The sequence below is a fragment of the Floricoccus penangensis genome (assembly GCF_001832885.1).
GTDB classification, from domain to species: domain Bacteria; phylum Bacillota; class Bacilli; order Lactobacillales; family Streptococcaceae; genus Floricoccus; species Floricoccus penangensis.
The window spans coordinates 251,609-269,066 of the sequence record NZ_MKIQ01000028.1; the positions used below are offsets into that span (position 1 = coordinate 251,609).

The 17,458-nt window shown below is 31.9% G+C and carries 16 protein-coding genes; 4 read left to right on the plus strand and 12 right to left on the minus strand.

The annotated features are described in order from the left end of the window. Positions 1-49: 49 nt before the first annotated feature. Positions 50-568 (minus strand): MarR family winged helix-turn-helix transcriptional regulator, encoded by a 519-nt coding sequence (locus BG262_RS07840; RefSeq protein ID WP_070788337.1) that lies wholly within the window; start codon positions 566-568, stop codon positions 50-52. A 218-nt stretch (positions 569-786) separates the two neighbouring features. On the opposite strand from BG262_RS07840, the gene BG262_RS07845 reads away from it, so the two are divergent. Further along, positions 787-1,992, plus strand: a complete 1,206-nt coding sequence (locus tag BG262_RS07845) for a cation diffusion facilitator family transporter (protein WP_070788338.1) — start codon at positions 787-789, stop codon at positions 1,990-1,992. A 25-nt stretch (positions 1,993-2,017) separates the two neighbouring features. Here the strand turns inward: BG262_RS07845 and BG262_RS07850 are convergent, their stop codons facing one another. The 8 genes from BG262_RS07850 to BG262_RS07880 form a co-directional block, all read right to left on the minus strand. Beyond that, complete coding sequence (locus tag BG262_RS07850; RefSeq protein ID WP_070788339.1) at positions 2,018-2,764, minus strand: hypothetical protein; 747 nt, start codon at positions 2,762-2,764, stop codon at positions 2,018-2,020. Positions 2,765-3,687: 923 nt separating this feature from the next. After that, entirely contained in the window at positions 3,688-5,964 is a 2,277-nt protein-coding gene (locus BG262_RS07855) for an ATP-dependent Clp protease ATP-binding subunit (protein WP_070788340.1), read from the minus strand. Between the two features lie 327 nt (positions 5,965-6,291). Next, positions 6,292-7,443, minus strand: coding sequence for an N-acetylglucosamine-6-phosphate deacetylase (gene nagA / locus BG262_RS07860; protein WP_070788341.1), 1,152 nt, complete (start codon positions 7,441-7,443; stop codon positions 6,292-6,294). 101 nt (positions 7,444-7,544) lie between these two features. Further along, on the minus strand, positions 7,545-8,636 hold the full coding sequence (locus BG262_RS07865; RefSeq protein ID WP_070788342.1) for a hypothetical protein: 1,092 nt from the start codon (positions 8,634-8,636) through the stop codon (positions 7,545-7,547). A gap of 88 nt (positions 8,637-8,724) precedes the next feature. Further along, positions 8,725-9,414, minus strand: coding sequence for a hypothetical protein (locus BG262_RS07870; RefSeq protein ID WP_158006661.1), 690 nt, complete (start codon positions 9,412-9,414; stop codon positions 8,725-8,727). Between the two features lie 169 nt (positions 9,415-9,583). Further along, entirely contained in the window at positions 9,584-9,709 is a 126-nt protein-coding gene (locus tag BG262_RS10975; protein ID WP_267887001.1) for a hypothetical protein, read from the minus strand. 156 nt (positions 9,710-9,865) lie between these two features. Then, complete coding sequence (locus BG262_RS07875; RefSeq protein ID WP_070788344.1) at positions 9,866-11,047, minus strand: toxic anion resistance protein; 1,182 nt, start codon at positions 11,045-11,047, stop codon at positions 9,866-9,868. Further along, a complete protein-coding gene (locus tag BG262_RS07880; RefSeq protein ID WP_070788345.1) occupies positions 11,040-11,618 on the minus strand; it encodes a 5-bromo-4-chloroindolyl phosphate hydrolysis family protein in 579 nt (192 codons plus the stop codon). Before BG262_RS07880 ends, BG262_RS07875 begins: the two co-directional genes overlap by 8 nt. A 141-nt stretch (positions 11,619-11,759) precedes the next feature. Between BG262_RS07880 and BG262_RS07885 the strand changes: the two genes are divergently transcribed. From BG262_RS07885 to rsmG, 3 genes are all read left to right on the plus strand, one after another. Further along, complete coding sequence (locus BG262_RS07885; protein ID WP_070788346.1) at positions 11,760-12,779, plus strand: NAD(P)H-dependent glycerol-3-phosphate dehydrogenase; 1,020 nt, start codon at positions 11,760-11,762, stop codon at positions 12,777-12,779. 32 nt (positions 12,780-12,811) lie between these two features. Beyond that, entirely contained in the window at positions 12,812-13,750 is a 939-nt protein-coding gene (gene galU / locus BG262_RS07890; protein WP_070788347.1) for a UTP--glucose-1-phosphate uridylyltransferase GalU, read from the plus strand. 107 nt (positions 13,751-13,857) lie between these two features. Continuing rightward, complete coding sequence (rsmG, locus tag BG262_RS07895; RefSeq protein ID WP_070788348.1) at positions 13,858-14,571, plus strand: 16S rRNA (guanine(527)-N(7))-methyltransferase RsmG; 714 nt, start codon at positions 13,858-13,860, stop codon at positions 14,569-14,571. A gap of 93 nt (positions 14,572-14,664) precedes the next feature. Here rsmG and BG262_RS10865 read toward each other — a convergent pair whose 3' ends face one another. From BG262_RS10865 to BG262_RS07910, 3 genes are all read right to left on the minus strand, one after another. Further along, on the minus strand, positions 14,665-15,198 hold the full coding sequence (locus BG262_RS10865) for a YtxH domain-containing protein (protein ID WP_070788349.1): 534 nt from the start codon (positions 15,196-15,198) through the stop codon (positions 14,665-14,667). Positions 15,199-15,423: 225 nt separating this feature from the next. Further along, positions 15,424-15,930 carry a ComF family protein gene (locus tag BG262_RS07905; protein WP_143602667.1) on the minus strand — a complete coding sequence of 169 codons (507 nt, stop codon included), beginning with the start codon at positions 15,928-15,930 and terminating at the stop codon, positions 15,424-15,426. A 155-nt stretch (positions 15,931-16,085) separates the two neighbouring features. Further along, entirely contained in the window at positions 16,086-17,375 is a 1,290-nt protein-coding gene (locus tag BG262_RS07910) for an ATP-dependent helicase ComFA (protein WP_070788351.1), read from the minus strand. Between the last annotated feature and the right edge of the window lie 83 nt (positions 17,376-17,458).

Here is a 17,458-nt window from a genome sequence, read left to right on the forward strand (position 1 = left end):
TGTACATTTTCGAATCAAAAATGTCCACTACCTTTAGACCTAAATAACATTATTTTTCATCTTTTTGCAAGGGAGCACCAAATATACTACTCTTACACATTGAGAAAAACTCATTTGAACCATCAGCATTTGCTGCATCAAGTTTTTTTAACAATCTGAGTAGCTCACTTTGTTCCTTAATTGTTAAGGATGAAAATAATTCTTCTGAAGCAGTGTCCATGATATTAATTCTCTCAGATACCATTTTTCTTCCTTCATCTGAAATATATATTCTATTTATTCTTTTGTCTTGTTCATCACTGACTCGAAAAATTAAATCTTCTTGTTCAAGTTGTTTAACCATCGCAGTTACACTTGAAGGTTTAATATCCAAAGTTTCAGCAATCTCAGAGTTCGTCAGACCATTTGATTTATCATTTAAAAAGAACAACAAACCTCGCGCTCCACGTTGACTACCATCTTGCCTTATTCGTCTACCATCATTGATACCATGTACCGCTTTAGCAACATTAGGTTTTCTGATAATCTTCATAAATATCCTAAACAGATCTTGGCTTTCTTTTGACATATGCTTCCTTTCCTTAAAGTATTTAGTTCATCTATTTTTTAACTAACAAATAGATTTTACTCCTCTGAACCTAAAAGTCAATTAAAAGGTTCTGAATTGAAGTTATAATTTTATAAAATTAGAGTAGGAAATAAATTATAAAATTTTTTAAGTTAACCTAAAAAATATTAAGTAAATATTTTTCTTGTGTATTAAATTTTTTGTGATAAAATGGAGGGATGAACAATTCTAGAATTAAAGAGCTCAAAATGGCTGAGCGCGGTGCTTTGATTAGCATCATTGCCTATGTAGTTCTCTCAATTATTAAGATTGCTGTCGCAAACCTCACAAACTCTGAAAGTTTACGAGCTGACGGGTTTAACAACATCACGGACATCATAGGAAATATAGCCGTTCTTGCTGGAATACGTATGGCAAGACGTCCTGCAGATGATGATCATGCCTATGGTCATTGGAAAGTTGAAAGTGTTGCTAGTTTAATTACTAGTTTCATTATGTTCGCTGTTGGTTTTGTTGTTTTGCGTCAGACGATTATTGACATTATTAATAACGAAAAAACTGCAGTCGATCCTGTGGGTGCAATAGTTGGTATATTCTCAGCAATAATCATGTTCGGAATTTATCGCTATAATGCTGGACTTGCTCAAAAAGTTAAATCCCCTGGACTCATGAGTGCTGCAAAAGATAACCTAAGTGATGCGGTAACATCAATTGCTACATCTATTGCTATCGTAGCTGCATCCTTCAATCTTACTTGGATTGACCGCCTTATGGCCGTTGTGATCACGATTTTCATCTTCAAAACAGCCTATGATATCTTCTCAGAAAGTGCCTTTAGCTTGTCAGATGGCTTTGATGAAGAAAAAATCGAAGAATATAAAAAAGCCCTCACAGGAATAAGAGAAATAGAAGAAATCAAGAATATCCGTGGTCGTACATATGGAAGTAACGTCTTTCTAGATGTCGTTGTCGATATGAGTCCTGATATGTCAGTTTTCGAAAGTCACCAAGCAACCGAAGAGATTGAAAATATACTCAAGACTCAATTTGAAGTATTTGATGTCGATGTTCATGTTGAACCATCGTATCTTGAAGAAGAAGAAAGAGACAGCTACATAGCCCTTGATTTACTTGCTATGGAAGAAAAAATCTTAAATGGTTTTGAGCTTGATAAACTTCTTGACAGAACCTTTAAAGAAATACAATCTGACGGCATAATACTCGATAAGAGCCAAAGATTAATTGAGAAAAAACCTCAGCAAATTGGAATCTCTCAGTTCAACCCAGAAAGAATAAGCAAGAAGACCTTCATATTAACCTATGAATACTTTGAAAATCACCAAACCTACATCGTCACAAGCATTTGGCGTAGAGATAGACATTGGAGATGTATCCAAAGGCAAATAACAAAAAGAGAACTTTAGGAAACTAAAGTTCTCTTTTTGGAAACTATTTTGCGTTTGCATAAAGATTATCTGGATATTGTCCACTAAAATTTGTTAGTAGAGCCTGATCATATTCTGGTGTACCTTTTGAACTCATCCCGTCCATCATTGCCTGTCTCATCGACTCCTCCCACTCTTTTATTCTACGATCATATTCTTCTTGACTCATATCATCTGGTTTTGGTCCCGCAGTTCCTCCTAATCCATAAGCTGGACCAGCTTTCTCTGGCCACATACCTGTTGGGAATGGAGTTCCATAAGCAAGTAGATTACTTTTATAACCATTTGTATCAATACTTGAACCTTCTACAACTTGTCCGTACTGAGCAACTCTATAGCCAGCCATATGAGTTGCATAATTTTGCGCTCCTGTTTCAGCCTTTTCCTCTGTCATTCCTTCATTCGATTTAGCTCCTGTAATATTTTGAGTAGCTTTTGATTCAGCACCTCCAGAAGCTTTTCCTTCTTGACCAGATTCTGCAGCTTGATCAGATTCAACTTGACTAACATTTTGAGATTCAGTAGCTACATTTGATACTTCTGCTGATGAATCCTTTGATGAACCTTCAGACGATTTTTCCTTAGATGATTTTTCCTTAGATGATTTTTCCTTAGATGATTTTTCCTTAGATGTTGATGATATTTTGCTTTCTTTAGATTTACTAGAATCTTTCTTATGTCCCCCACATGCTGCTAGAGATACGATTGCCAACATACTCATTATTAAGACTGTAATTCTTTTCTTGTTCATAATTTTCCCCTATTGTTTTTTATAAACACATATTACCATAGTATTACAAATATTACAATAAGTAATATTGTTTTTTTATTAAAATATTTAATAACTAAGAAAAAAGATATACTGATTCAAAAGTCTCAACTTAACAAGTTAAAATTAAATCGCCTAGATTCAATATGATTCTAAGTAATTTAATGAAAACTAATTCTTATAATTAAATTACTAAACAACACTTAAAAGGGAACTCTATGTATATAAATCAAATAGTTTTGCCTATACATTTAGTCGAGAACTTGAGGAAAATGATATTGAAATATTTATAAGTAAGTTTATTCAATCAATTCCAGAAAATTCATTTTTAAGATAAAAATTTTAGTTGATTAACATGCAGTCCAAGAATGATACTTTCGATTATCATATCCTATAAGCTGATAGTCATAGTTGTACTTTATGTCAGATGTTAGAAAGTTATTAATATATGCTAAACATCCCCCAATATATACACAGAGAAAAATTGATGCAGAACCTTTATTTGGAGACATAAAACATAATCTTAATTTTATAATCGCTTGTCTTAAAATAAGTCTACACCGTAAGCTCACTTCAATGGACTCAATTTCTATTCTTAGCTCATTTACCAGTAGAATAGAACTAGCGACTTTTAATAACTTAAGTTCTATGGAACTCAAAGCGATGTGCGATCCTTGACCTACTTCCATCAACTATACTAGATTTCTTATTTTTTTTACGCACAGTTTTAAGAAGCTAAGAATATGAAATTAGAAAATATACAATTTGGAGAAAAATATGCTTAAATGATAAAGGAAACTTACATTTTTTATCTAAAATCAAAAAACATAAGAAATTAATAATGAAATCAATTTCTTATGCTTTGCTTTTCGATTTTAGAAGACTTTTGAGTAAGTCCCTTTAATTTATTCACTTATTTCTGCTTTAGCTTCCACTTTTGTAGTAGCTTTTTTTCTTCCTCTTTTTTTCCTAATAACAATATCCCCTGCCTTATTTGTATCAGCAACAAGATTTTTATTTTCAGGATTTTCAAGGTAGAAATCAGCAACTCCATCTTCAATGTTATCTTGGATTGTACGACGTAATGGACGTGCACCCATTGCTGGATCATAGCCTAAATCAACTAATTTTTCCTTAGCAGAATCTGTAACATCTAAATGAATTTCATTCTTAGATAATTGATTATTAACATCTTTAAGCATCAAATCAACTATATGAAGTAAATCATCCTTACTTAGTGCACTAAACTCAATAATACCATCGAATCTGTTCATGAATTCAGGTGAGAAGAAATCACCTAATTGTCCAAGAACTGAATTTGTACGTCCTTCACGTGCTGCACCAAAGCCAACATTTGCTTCAACCTTACCAGTACCAGCATTTGAAGTCATGATAATTATAGCATCTTTGAAACTAATTGTTCTACCTTGAGCATCTGTCAAGCGACCATCATCAAGAATCTGCAAGAACATATGCATAACATCAGGGTGAGCTTTTTCAATTTCATCCAAGAGAATTAATGAATATGGATTACGTCGAACTTTCTCAGAAAGTTGACCTGCTTCTTCATATCCAACATATCCTGGGGGAGCTCCGATTAATTTGGCCACACTGTGTTTTTCCATATATTCACTCATGTCAAAGCGAATCATGCTATCCTCTGAGCCAAAAAGTTCTTTAGCAAGTTGTTTAGCTAATTCAGTTTTACCGACACCAGTAGGTCCAACAAACATGAAACTACCAATCGGACGACTATCACTTCCTAATCCAATTCGATTGCGACGAATTGCTTTAGAAATCTTATCTACAGCATTATCTTGACCGATAACATGAGCTTTTAAATCATCAGCGAGATTTACGAGCTGAGCTTGTTCCTTTTCTTTCAAATCTCCAACTGGAATATTTGTTTTTTGTTCAATAATCTGCTCAATTTCTTTTTCAGAAATTATTGGAGTATCAACTTCTACAGTACTTTCTTTTTGCAGAACCCTCAATTTAGAAATTTGATCCCTATAATAAGCTGCTTTTTCGAAATCTTCCATCATCATGGCATCATTTTTTTCAGCTTCTGCATCTTCAATTCTTCGTGCAATATCTTCAGGGTTAAGGAAACGAAGAGTTAAATTCATCTTAGAACCGGCTTCATCCAGAAGGTCGATGGCCTTATCTGGCAAGAATCTATCTTGAATGTAACGATTTGATAGAAGGGCTGCCTGTCTAATGGCTTCATCTGTATATTTTACATGATGATAATCTTCATATCGGCTTTGAATACCTTTGAGAATAACTATTGTTTCGTCGATACTAGGCTCATCAACTCGAACTGGTTGCATACGTCTTTCAAGTGCCGCATCTTTTTCAATAATACGATATTCATTAAGCGTAGTCGCTCCAATCATTTGAAGTTCACCACGCGCAAGAGCGGGTTTCAAAATATTACCAGCATCCATACTTCCATCACCTGTTGAGCCAGCTCCAACAATTTCATGGATTTCATCAATAAAGAGAACTACATCATCACGTTCCTTGATTTCTTCCAGAAGTTTTTGCATACGTTCTTCAAATTGTCCACGTACTCCTGTACCTTGAACTAGACTAACAACGTCAAGTCGAATAACTTCTTTATTTTGTAGTTTTTGTGGAACATCATCTTCAACAATTTTTTGGGCTAAACCTTCAACAACTGCTGTTTTACCAACACCAGGTTCTCCGATTAAAACTGGATTATTTTTTGTTCTACGATTTAATATTTCAATTACACGGGTAATTTCTTCATCACGACCGATTACTGGATCAATTTCTCCTCGACGTGCAAGTTCAGTAATATTAATACCAAATTCATCTAATAGAGTTGGTTTTGCGCTTTTTGGTTTCTTGGGCCCATTACCATTTCCACCTGGGTTTCTTCCTCCTGTTTGTGTCGGAGGAATTGACCCAAATCCACTTGCAAAATCACGATTTAAAGTACCGAATAAATCCTCAAATGGATTATATTGACGATTATTATCATCATTATTTATATTTTTAGTTGGTTCAGTTGCTTGACCAAACAAGTTATCTCGACCACCCATCTTCATTTCTTGATAACATTTTTGGCAGAGATCTGTTTGTTGTTTCTGACCGTTCACATTTGTATATAAGTGAATTGTCGCTTCATTTTTACCACAGTTTTGACAAAGCATATGAATCTCCTTTTTTACTATTCAAAATAGATTTTAATAAATCTAAATTTATATAAACCTACCCAGCAAAGTTTTTGTAATAAGGAATTTGGTTTTTTGCTTCTTGACCAAATTTGACCTTTGAAATAATTATATCATTTACACTGTCATTTTATCAAATTATTTGTCTTATATCACTAATAAAATATGACAAAAAACGACCTTAATTAAGATCGTTAATATCGTATTGATAACAAGTTTAAGAAACGATAAATTACACATTATAAACAATATAATTGGTAATATATATGCTTCTTATTTTATTGTAAGCATGTGATTGAAAAATTTTTATTTTTCGAAACGCTTAACACCATCTACCCATGTAGAAACAAGTTCCAAATCATTATCTAGAACGATAAAGTCAGCATCTCGTCCTGCTTTAATTTTTCCACATTTATCGTCAATCTTACATGAAATTGCAGGGATAAGACTTGCCATCATTACAGCTTCTTCAGGACTTGCAAGTCCCCATTCAACCACATTTTTAATACCATCTTTAAGTCTTAAAATACTACCAGCAAGATTTCCACCATCTTTAAGTCTAGCTGTTCCATTTTCAACAATTACTGGAAATTCACCAAGCATGTAATCACCATCTGGTTGTCCACCTGCTCGCATACAGTCAGTAATCATAGCCACATGGTCGTGACCTTTTTGTTTAATTAGAATATCGCAAGCCTTAGGATGAACATGATGACCATCACAAATAAGTTCTGCATAAGTATTAGGAAGCTCAAACATTGAACCAACCATACCAACTTCACGATGAGTTAAACCACGCATACCATTATAAGCATGTACCCAAACACTAGCTCCAGCTTGAACTGCCTTAGTTGCTTCTTCAAGAGTACCATTTGAGTGTCCTAATGCCACAACAACACCTTCATCAGTCACAGTATTTACAAACTCTTCAACACCATCACGTTCTGGTGCAAGTGCAATCTTCTTAATTAGCCCACCAGCAGCTTCTTGCCATTCATGAAATTCATCAACACTTGGATTAGAGAAGTAAATAGGGTTTTGAGCTCCTTTGTATTCCTCTGTAAAATAAGGTCCTTCAAAGTAAATACCTTGAATTTTAGCTCCTTTAGCTTCCTTATAATTATCACCTAATCCTTTAGAAACCTCTTTTAACAACTCATGGTTACCAGTTAAAGTTGTTGGAAGGAAACTTGTAACACCAGTTGCAAGAAGCCCCTCGCTCATTTTAGTAAGTACTCCATCGATATCATTATCCATGACATCAACGCCTGCAAATCCGTGAATATGAGTATCCACAAGACCTGGAGCAATAGTATGACCAGAATAGTCTACGACCTCTGCATCAGCTGGAATATCACTTACATGGTTCCCAAATTTTCCATCTTTAATTTCTAAGTATCCACCTACTTTTGTTTCAAACGGGTAGAAAAATTTATCTGCTTTAATATATGTTGTCATTATATATCCTCCATATTTCTTATCGTTACCTATATTCTACTACTTTAGATTTCAAAGTCAATTGGTATATACCAAAAATATTATAGTTTTAAATTTCTCATTTATCCATTGTTGTTAGAAAAATCAGTTTGATTCTGGTTACTAATGTCTACTTTTTTGATTTCAATATTTTCATCAGCTTTTTCCACCAATTTATCCATGATGTCAGTTTCAATTGATATTTTGTCTCCAACATTATAACTTTTATTATCAATTGAATTACCAGATAGTCTCTTTTCAATTATAATACCATAACCATTATTGAACCGATAAATATCATAAACTGTATATTCCCTGTCACCATTCATGGATATTTTTTTTGCATATATTCGTACTGTTTCATAATCGTCATTTTTTTTAACATCTGAAGATTTATAGTATATTCCTTCATCAAATGAATATAATTCTTGAATTTTAAACCCCTCTATAACATTATTTGTCAATGAACCTGAAACATATATATTTTTGTTATTATTTGCAAATTCAGCATTTAAAAATTTTTTAGTATCAACATGACTACTTGGAGGCGATACAAAAACAGATTCTTCAATTGGTTCCATTTTTTTGAAATTTTTTAAAGTTAATTGATAACCATTAGAAAAATTGAACTTTGTTCCATCCTCTACGACATAAAAATTATTTACTTTACTTGCTTCTTCAATTGGTTTAGAAAATATATCCGCTAATGGACTAACCTCTTCATTATTTTTTACATAATGCACACCTACTTCTAGTTCTCGAGGACTATCTTCATTTTGAACTGGTTTACTGATATTCATTTTTACAATTGTAGCTGTTAGTAATATTATTGACATTATAACTATTAATAATATTCCTCCCGATTGATCCTTATATACAGTTTTTTCACTTGAATCTGAATCTATTCTATTTTTTTGATTTATATTATTTTTTTGTGGAAAAGAAGTAGATTCTTCACTATATATTTTCTTCGTAGCACTTACATCCAATTTTTCTTTTTTTCCAGTGTCTATTCTATTTTCGACATTATTCAGCTTATTTATACTATTTTCATTGATTTCACTAGTTTTTAGATTATCTTTTCCACTCTCCTTGAATTTATCAAAACCAAAAATTTCATCAAATTCTTTTGAAAAATCATCATTACATGCTTCATTATTCTTTTTATTAGTCATAAAATTCGCTCTCCAAGTCATTAAATTACATCAAAAACTTTTAGCCCTTTAAAACATGCTACGTTTGATCTAACAATATTATTTTTTATTAATTTGTTTCTTTAAAATTAAACTGGCTATCAATAACTTCTTTAACATGGTCAAAATTTTTCATATCAAATTCATACAAGCTACCTTCCTCATTAGTTTCTGATTCCACATCACTATCAAACATAAATGAGCAATCTATATAAAATCCAGATCCATTGGTAAGTCGATAAATTTTATTAATATGATTTATCGAATAATTATCTTGTATATCCATAATATAAATGCATGCTACTTCATACCCATTAAACTTTTTAGCTGGAAATATATTATAAAGTTTTGAGTTTCCACCATTTTGTATTCCATAACTGTTAGCAATATTATTATTTAAATAGGAGGTATAACCAAGATATATATCATTTAACCCATTATCAGAGTATGCTGAGAAAAAATATTTCGTGCCCCCATAGCTACCATCAAAAGGTTCAACTTTAATTGTTTCGGATTTACCAAGTTCAGTTAAGTTTTTTGTTTCAAGTTCATAACCATTAGACAAAATAAAGTTTTTTCCCTTTTGATTAACATAAAAATCTGTTGTTTGTTTTTCATTTTCTGAAACCGGGCTAAAAACATCAGTTAATGGTTTTACTGATTCATCACTATTGATTTTTTTTACACCATCTTGTAGTTTTAAATTATTTAGGTCAACTTTTTTTGATTCAGTACCAGTTATTTCAATATTTCCAATCATGCTAAATATAAATAATATAGCCAAACAAAAAATAAATATCCCACTTAATACTGAAAATATAGTTTTAGATTTTGAACTCTTTTTCTTCCTAAATTTTTGTAAGTTTCATTTTTAAAACTAATTCCAATTTTATTAGATGCACTTTCTCTTTTAACATTATTTGATTTTCTTATTTTTTATGATTTGTAATTATTGGTGACTTATCATCTTCCAAATCACTGAATGGATTAATATAAGCAAAAAGTTGATAAAATTCGTTCGAAAAATTGTCATTGGTAACACTTTTCTTACTCATATTCTGCCCCTAAGATATTCTAAGGAATTTTTTGTCATTCCTTATTTTAAATTTGTTAATTTAAAATTATTATATCATATATGTATTAATTTTATCAGAAAACAAAACAAACTATCAGAAATCTTCTCTGATAGTTTTATATCTCCAACCTGATTATTATTTTTTACTATTTTCAGTAATTTGCAGAAGTTTAGTTTTAATTTCTTTTTCCATTCTTTGTAATTCAACTTCAGAAGCACGACGTTTTTGACTTCCTTCCGCCTGAATTCGAAGTGTTTCCTGAATTGTTTCAATTAAATCGTTCTGAGTCTTCTTGAGAGTTTCCACATCAACAACCCCACGTTCATTTTCCTTAGCAGCTTCAATTGTTGAAGTTTTCAGCATTTCGCTATTTTTAGATAAAAGATCATTAGTAGTTTCAGATACAATTTTCTGACTTGCAAGTGCATCTTTCTGCTTAAGTAGGGTCAAAGCTATAGCTACTTGATTTTTCCATAAAGGAATAGCAGTATTTATTGATGTTTGAATTTTTTCTGCTAGTTCTTGATTTGTATTTTGAATTAAACGAATTTGCGGTGCTTGTTGAATTGTAATTTGACGAACAAGACGTAAGTCATGAGTACGTTTATCCAAACGATTTTTATATGCCTCTAGATCACTGACCTTTTGAATTGCTAATGCATTATCCGTTGAATTTTGTGCCTCAATTCTTGCTTTAGGAATTATCTCGTTCTCTAATTCAGCCATCTTCAATTCAGCACCAGCGATATAAACATTCAATGCTCTAAAATAATTTAAATTCTCATCATACAATCCCTCTAAGGTTTTATTGTCTTCAAGTAATCCAGCCTGTTCATAGTCTAGTTTTACTGCAATTTTGTCAATTCCAGCACCAATTTTTTGGTATTTTTGTGTAACTTCAAAAATTGATTTTTTTACTTTACCAAACATTTTGGTAAAAAAGTTTTGATCACCAGTAACTAAATCATTAGTATCAGCCTCTTTTAAACGATACATAAGATCAGTGAGACTTGATCCAAGTTCTCCTAAATCCTTAGCTTGAACTCTTTCCAAAACACCTTGTGAAAAATCACCAACACGCTTTTGTGCTGATGTTCCATATTCAATAACTGACTGCGAATTATTTTCATTTAGTTGCTCTACAAGCCTTTTAGCCTGCTCCACTTCCTCAGGTGTCAAAGTGGCAAGGGTCGAATTCACATCAACCTCTTGAACCTCATTAGCGTTTTCTTCTAATGAGGTATTTTCTACTAATTTTTCCTCAACCTTAGTTTTTGATCCTTCATTCATTAAATCTTCTAAAATAGGATTATTCATACTCCTCCACCTTCTCCTCAATTTCTTTTTCTTTTAAAGCATGTTTTATTTCATCAACATCATCAATTAACATCGCTTGATAATTTTTAGTAATTTTTTCAGAAAGCTTAGTAATATAATAAAGTCTCTCTGCTAACTCCATCTTAACTTCTTGTGTCTCAGGTCTTACATCAGTTAATTCACCATATTTTTTAACTAGAGTTACCATATTTGGTAAATCTTTATATAGGAAATCATTTTCTTTAGTCATTTCAGCTGGTTCTTCGACAATAGCTTGGAAAATCTTTTTACTTGATTCAAGCCCTGCTGTCTGTTCTTCAATAATATCTAATTTTTCATATTTAGGCAACTGAGAATTCCAGAATTTAATATTATCTCGTGCTTCTTTCATTGTATCACGAAAAATATCAATGTCTTTGTCATCCAATCCTTTTTCCTTGTAATGTTGTATCTTATTAGCCTTATTTTTCTTAATATTATTTTTAAATTTATTATTGTTTTCTTTTTTATCCAAGAATAAATATTTTACTATTAGGTAAGCAATTCCTAAAAATATTATTGTTTTCCACATAATTTTTATTCTCCTTTATCTATAAAAGTATTTTAACATATTTTTATCCTTAGAATATACTCCTAGAGACTGATTTTATGAATATGCTTACAAATTATACAAGATTGTGATAAAATATATATAAAAATAGGAGGACGTTTTTTGGAAAAACAAAAGATTGCTGTTCTTGGAGCTGGAAGTTGGGGAACCGGTCTTGCTCAAGTTATAAATGACAACGGTCATGAAGCCCGATTATGGAGTTTCAATTCTGAACAGGTTAATGAAATAAACACTCAACATACAAACTCAGCCTATCTTGGAAATCAAAAGTTTGATGAAAAAATAAGGGCATATTCCGATCTTTCTGAAGCCCTTGATGGCGTTGATGGAATTATGTTTGTTGTTCCAACGAAAGCTATTCGTGAGGTTGCTAAGCAGGTAAACGAAGTGATTAATCATAAAGTTTATGTTATGCACGCCTCTAAAGGTTTAGAGCAAGGAACTCATAAAAGGATTTCTGAAATTCTTGAAGAAGAAATTTCTCCGGAATTCCGAAGCGATATTATTGTCGTTTCTGGTCCAAGCCATGCTGAGGAGGTCGCTGTACGTGATTTGACCTTAATAACTGCTGCATCTAGTTCTGAGAATGATGCGAAATATGTACAAAAATTACTAAGCAATAATTATTTCCGTATTTATACAAATAACGATGTAGTAGGTGTAGAAACTGCAGGTGCCTTAAAAAATATTATTGCAGTCGGTGCCGGAGCTCTTCATGGGTTAGGATATGGTGATAATGCTAAAGCAGCTATTATTACAAGAGGATTAGCAGAGATAACTAGATTAGGTGTAGCACTTGGTGCAGATCCACTAACATATATTGGTTTATCTGGTGTCGGTGATTTAATCGTAACTGGTACTAGCCCTCATAGCCGAAATTGGCGAGCTGGTAATGCGCTTGGTCAAGGCGAACGACTTACAGACATTGAATCAAATATGGGTATGGTTATTGAAGGAGTATCTACTACTAAGGCTGCTTATGAATTAGCTTCATCACTTAATATAGAAATGCCAATTACTGAAACAATATACAATGTCTTATACAATGAGGCTGATTTACGTAAAGCTATTAAAGACGTTATGACTCGTGAATTCAAATCTGAAAACGAATATAATGTCTAAAATATAAATTATACAAATAGAAAGAGAATTTTATGAACAAGAAAGTAGACACTGACAATTCTAAAAAAGTAAGAAAAGCAATTATTCCTGCCGCTGGCTTGGGTACTCGTTTCTTACCTGCTACTAAGGCTATTGCCAAAGAAATGCTTCCAATTGTTGATAAACCAACTATTCAATTTATAGTTGAGGAAGCTTTGGCTAGTGGAATTGAAGATATTCTAATTGTAACTGGAAAAGCAAAACGACCAATCGAAGACCATTTCGATTCAAATATTGAACTTGAAATGAATCTAAAGGAAAAAGGTAAGGATGAACTTCTTAAGTTAGTAGAAGAAACAACTGATATTAACTTGCACTTCATTCGTCAAAGCCATCCTAAAGGTCTTGGACATGCAGTACTACAAGCAAAAGCTTTTGTTGGTGATGAACCTTTTGTAGTTATGCTTGGTGACGATCTTATGGAAGATAAAGTTCCACTAACTAAACAGTTAATTAATGATTATGATGAAGTTCATGCTTCTACAATTGCTGTTATGAAAGTTCCTCATCAAGAAGTAGATAAGTACGGAGTTATTGCTCCAGAAGGTCAAGTTGAGGATGGTTTGTATAATGTAGCAAACTTTGTAGAAAAACCAGCTGTTGAAGAGGCTCCAAGTGATCTTGCTATCATTGGTCGTTACCTATTAACACCGGAAATTTTCCACATTTTAGAAACTCAAGAACCTGGAGCTGGAAATGAAATCCAACTTACAGATGCGATTGAACGACTAAATAAAACTCAACGAGTATTCGCGCGTGAATTTAAAGGTAAACGTTATGATGTAGGAGATAAATTTGGATTCGTAGAAACTACTATTGAATACGGACTTAAACACCCACAAATTAAAGATGATTTAAGAAAATACATCATTGAATTAGGTAAAGAACTTGAAGGTCCTGCACCTAAAAAAGAAATTAAATCTGAAAAATAAGATTTTAGAGACTTGAATCAAGTCTCTTTTTTTATTATTCATCATCTATTTCTAATTTCTCTAAAACATGCTATGATTATTTATAATAAAAAATTAGGTATGGTCATATGAACACAGAAGAATTTTATAATGAATTAAATAAATTTAATATTGAATTGACTGAAAGTCAAAAAGAACAATTCGAAAACTACTTTACAACTTTGGTTGAATGGAATGAAAAAATTAACTTAACTGCAATTACGGAAAAGCAAGAAGTCTACCTTAAACATTTTTACGACTCTATTGCTCCTATACTCTATGAATTGATTCCTAACGAAGATATCAAATTACTTGATATTGGAGCTGGTGCTGGGTTTCCAAGTATCCCAATGAAAATAATCTTTCCCAATATACAGGTCACTATTATTGACTCACTTAACAAAAGAATTAACTTTTTAAAAGAGCTAACTTCAGAACTAAAAATATCAGGTGTTGAACTATTACATGGACGCGCAGAAGATTTTGGTCAAGATAAAAATTATCGCGGAAAATTTGACTTTGTAACTGCAAGGGCTGTGGCAAGGTTAAATGTTCTAAATGAAATTACCATTCCTTTCCTTAAAAAAAATGGACTTCTTCTTTCTTTGAAGGCTAGTCAAATGTCGGAAGAGGTTACCGAAGCAACAAAATCTTTATCAATTTTAGGAGCTAAATTATCTAAAGAGATTGACTATCAACTTCCTAATGGAGATGAACGTCATATAGTTATTATTGAAAAAACAAAAGATACTCCAAATAAATATCCAAGAAAAGCTGGAACACCAAATAAAAAGCCTTTATAATATTGCAAAAACCCACTTACTTTGACGTAGGTGGGTTTTTGTAATAAAAAATAGAAATAAGGGTTACTTACTTCTATTCTAGATAATATACCTTTAATCTTCGCTTACAACATCGGATGCCTTATCTTGCACATCTTCAACTGTTTCTTTCGCTGCATCTTTGACATCACTTGCTTTATCTTTAACACCATCTGAAATGTCATCTACCTTATCTGTTGCTTTATCCGCAGCTTCTTTAGTAGCATCAACAGCATCATCTGTTTTATCCTTAGCAGTTTCTTTAATTTCTTCTGCCTTGTCTTCAGCGGCTTTAGTCTTATCTTTTAAATCTTTCGCTTCTTTATTTGCTCTCAATTGGGCTTGTAAATCACTTAATTCTTTGCGTGTTTCACCTTCAAGATTTACAACTAATTTATCAAAATCGCTTCTTTCAAAAGTCCAACCAACAAATACTCCCAATGCAAGCATAATCAAAATTAATAAGATAAGTGGAACTTTAATTGAAAAGAATAATAGCGATAGTTCAGCAGTATTCAAATTTTGAAAAGCAAAAATAGCGACTAAAACAATAACAATAATTGCAATAACACGTTTAACGGTAAAGAATGAATTTTCTTTTTTTTTCATTTTTATATCTCCCTAAATAAATAATAGTATACTTTATTCTAGTAAAAATTTACCATTCAGTCAAAGCATACAACAAAAAAAAGCCCAAAGGGCTATATGTAAATATATCTGAAATAATAATGATTTTCTCAAGATGTAAGGATATTATAGCATTAAAAGTTATATATATACAAATATTTGAACTGGGAATTTCACATAGTTCTTAGATTGTTAACATTCTATTTTCTATCTTGCAATTGATAATGATTTAATCTCTTTAACGCCTTCTTGTCTCAGCATGTGTCTCGCTTGATTAATAGTAGATCCTGTTGTATAAATATCATCAAATAATAGTACCTTCATTGGGAAATTATTTCCTTTGATGATAGAGAATGTGCCTTTAGTTTCAAGCCTATCTTGTTTATTCTTTGTTGACTGATTTTCTGAATCATTTTTAACAAAAACTTGAGTATAGGGAATATCACACCATTCAAGTATTGCAGTAACCTGACAGAAACCTCTTTCCTCTAATCGTTCTGAACTAACTGGTATAGGAATTACAGTATAATTTTTATATGTTTTAATAACTTTTTTTATTTCTTGAGCAAAGATCTGTCTCAATTGATAATGTCCACTAAACTTATACATTTTAAAATATTCTCTCATAGCTTCATCATATTTATATATTGCTTGATGATTGACTTCTTCGCCTCTTTTTAACCAATTTTGACAATCATTACACGTTTCTTTCATACATGATTTACAACATCTTTTGCAATGGTTCTCTGAAATTTTCGTGAATGAATCAAGGCACTTTTGACATATTTTATTTTCATTTTTTCTAAGAAAAATAATATCAGTAAATTTTAATTGATAATTAATAAATTTTGAACATAAAATACAAGTCATTAAAATCCTCCCAATCTATTCATATCTTTAATTTCAGATATAGCATCAACCATACCTTTACTTTTACCATTATGAAAAAAATAAACTAGACCATCTGTTCTATCTGGACTTCTACCTACTCGACCAGATATCTGAACTAAGGAACTTGAACTAAAGAGCTTATGATTTGCATGAAGGACAAATACATCCACTCTTGGAAATGTGACACCCCGCTCTAAAATAGTTGTTGTTATCAAAATATCAATTTTTTCTTCCCTAAAATCATTAACGAGGTCCTTACGATTTTCACTAATGCTTGAAACACAAGCGATTTTTTCATTTGGAAAGAATTTTTGTAAAGTTTTTTCAAATTTATGACCAAATGAAATTACAGGAGCAAAAATCAATAAAGGAAAGCCTGTTTTCCTTTGTTCTTGAATATAAGAAAATAGTTTTTGAGGTATCTTTTCTACTTCCCATGGAATATTACACCAAATATTTTGGGGAACAACTAATGGACTTCCATGAAATCTTCTTGGTAAATTTACTTTTTTCAAACTTCCTTTATAAACTTGATTATTGAGATTTTTTGTAGCCGTTGCTGTCAAATATATAAGGCATGATTCATCTTTTCGCGAATTTTCAGCAGCATAATAAAGCATTGCATTATCCGCAAATGGAAAGGCATCAACTTCATCTATTATTAATAAATCAAATGCTTCCTTAAAACGTAAAAGCTGATGGGTAGTCAAAATCATTAATTGTGTCCGATAATATGAATCTCCTTCTGCATATAACAAGGCTATATCTATATCAAAATCATTAACCATTCGTTTATGAAGTTCAATGCATACATCAACTCGTGGAGATGCAATACCTACTGCTCCTCCATTATTAACCGTTTCAGCAACTACCTGATAAATCATCTCGGTTTTTCCTGCTCCTGTTACTGCATGCACCCAAATTGAATCTTTATCTTTATTTGCTTCTATCAAAGATTTTGAAATATTCCCTTGTAATTCAGTTAACTTTCCTGACCACTTCAAAACACTTTCTTCCCTTTTAGGAAAAGATTTTTGCGGTAAATGATATAAATACTCATCTGATCTTACCCTGCCTAAGTTTATACATTCTGAGCAATAATAAGCATCTATCTGTAACTTTACTTCTTCTTTCAGATTCTTACTGTTACAGCGGTGACATATAATATATTGACCATTTTCAGACATAGATTCTAATCTTTGTACGTTTTCAGGGATTGACTGCAATTCTTTTTCACTAAGGATACGTCCGTATAAAAGTTCTTCCATGCTATTTTATACGTAAAACATATGGGAAGATATCAAAAAATTAACGTAGATTTTGATGTAGGCAATGGTAAATTTAAGGCAAA

Coding starts and splice junctions, on each gene's coding strand:
- galU (WP_070788347.1), top strand. CDS start 12,812: ATGAACAAGAAAGTAGACACTGACAATTCTAAAAAAGTAAGAAAAGCA.
- BG262_RS07865 (WP_070788342.1), bottom strand. CDS start 8,636: ATGACTAATAAAAAGAATAATGAAGCATGTAATGATGATTTTTCAAAA.
- BG262_RS07850 (WP_070788339.1), bottom strand. CDS start 2,764: ATGAACAAGAAAAGAATTACAGTCTTAATAATGAGTATGTTGGCAATC.
- BG262_RS07875 (WP_070788344.1), bottom strand. CDS start 11,047: ATGAATAATCCTATTTTAGAAGATTTAATGAATGAAGGATCAAAAACT.
- BG262_RS07880 (WP_070788345.1), bottom strand. CDS start 11,618: ATGTGGAAAACAATAATATTTTTAGGAATTGCTTACCTAATAGTAAAA.
- BG262_RS07910 (WP_070788351.1), bottom strand. CDS start 17,375: ATGGAAGAACTTTTATACGGACGTATCCTTAGTGAAAAAGAATTGCAG.
- nagA (WP_070788341.1), bottom strand. CDS start 7,443: ATGACAACATATATTAAAGCAGATAAATTTTTCTACCCGTTTGAAACA.
- BG262_RS07905 (WP_143602667.1), bottom strand. CDS start 15,930: ATGAAAGAAACGTGTAATGATTGTCAAAATTGGTTAAAAAGAGGCGAA.
- rsmG (WP_070788348.1), top strand. CDS start 13,858: ATGAACACAGAAGAATTTTATAATGAATTAAATAAATTTAATATTGAA.
- BG262_RS10865 (WP_070788349.1), bottom strand. CDS start 15,198: ATGAAAAAAAAAGAAAATTCATTCTTTACCGTTAAACGTGTTATTGCA.
- BG262_RS07855 (WP_070788340.1), bottom strand. CDS start 5,964: ATGCTTTGTCAAAACTGTGGTAAAAATGAAGCGACAATTCACTTATAT.
- BG262_RS07840 (WP_070788337.1), bottom strand. CDS start 568: ATGTCAAAAGAAAGCCAAGATCTGTTTAGGATATTTATGAAGATTATC.
- BG262_RS10975 (WP_267887001.1), bottom strand. CDS start 9,709: ATGAGTAAGAAAAGTGTTACCAATGACAATTTTTCGAACGAATTTTAT.
- BG262_RS07870 (WP_158006661.1), bottom strand. CDS start 9,414: ATGATTGGAAATATTGAAATAACTGGTACTGAATCAAAAAAAGTTGAC.
- BG262_RS07845 (WP_070788338.1), top strand. CDS start 787: ATGAACAATTCTAGAATTAAAGAGCTCAAAATGGCTGAGCGCGGTGCT.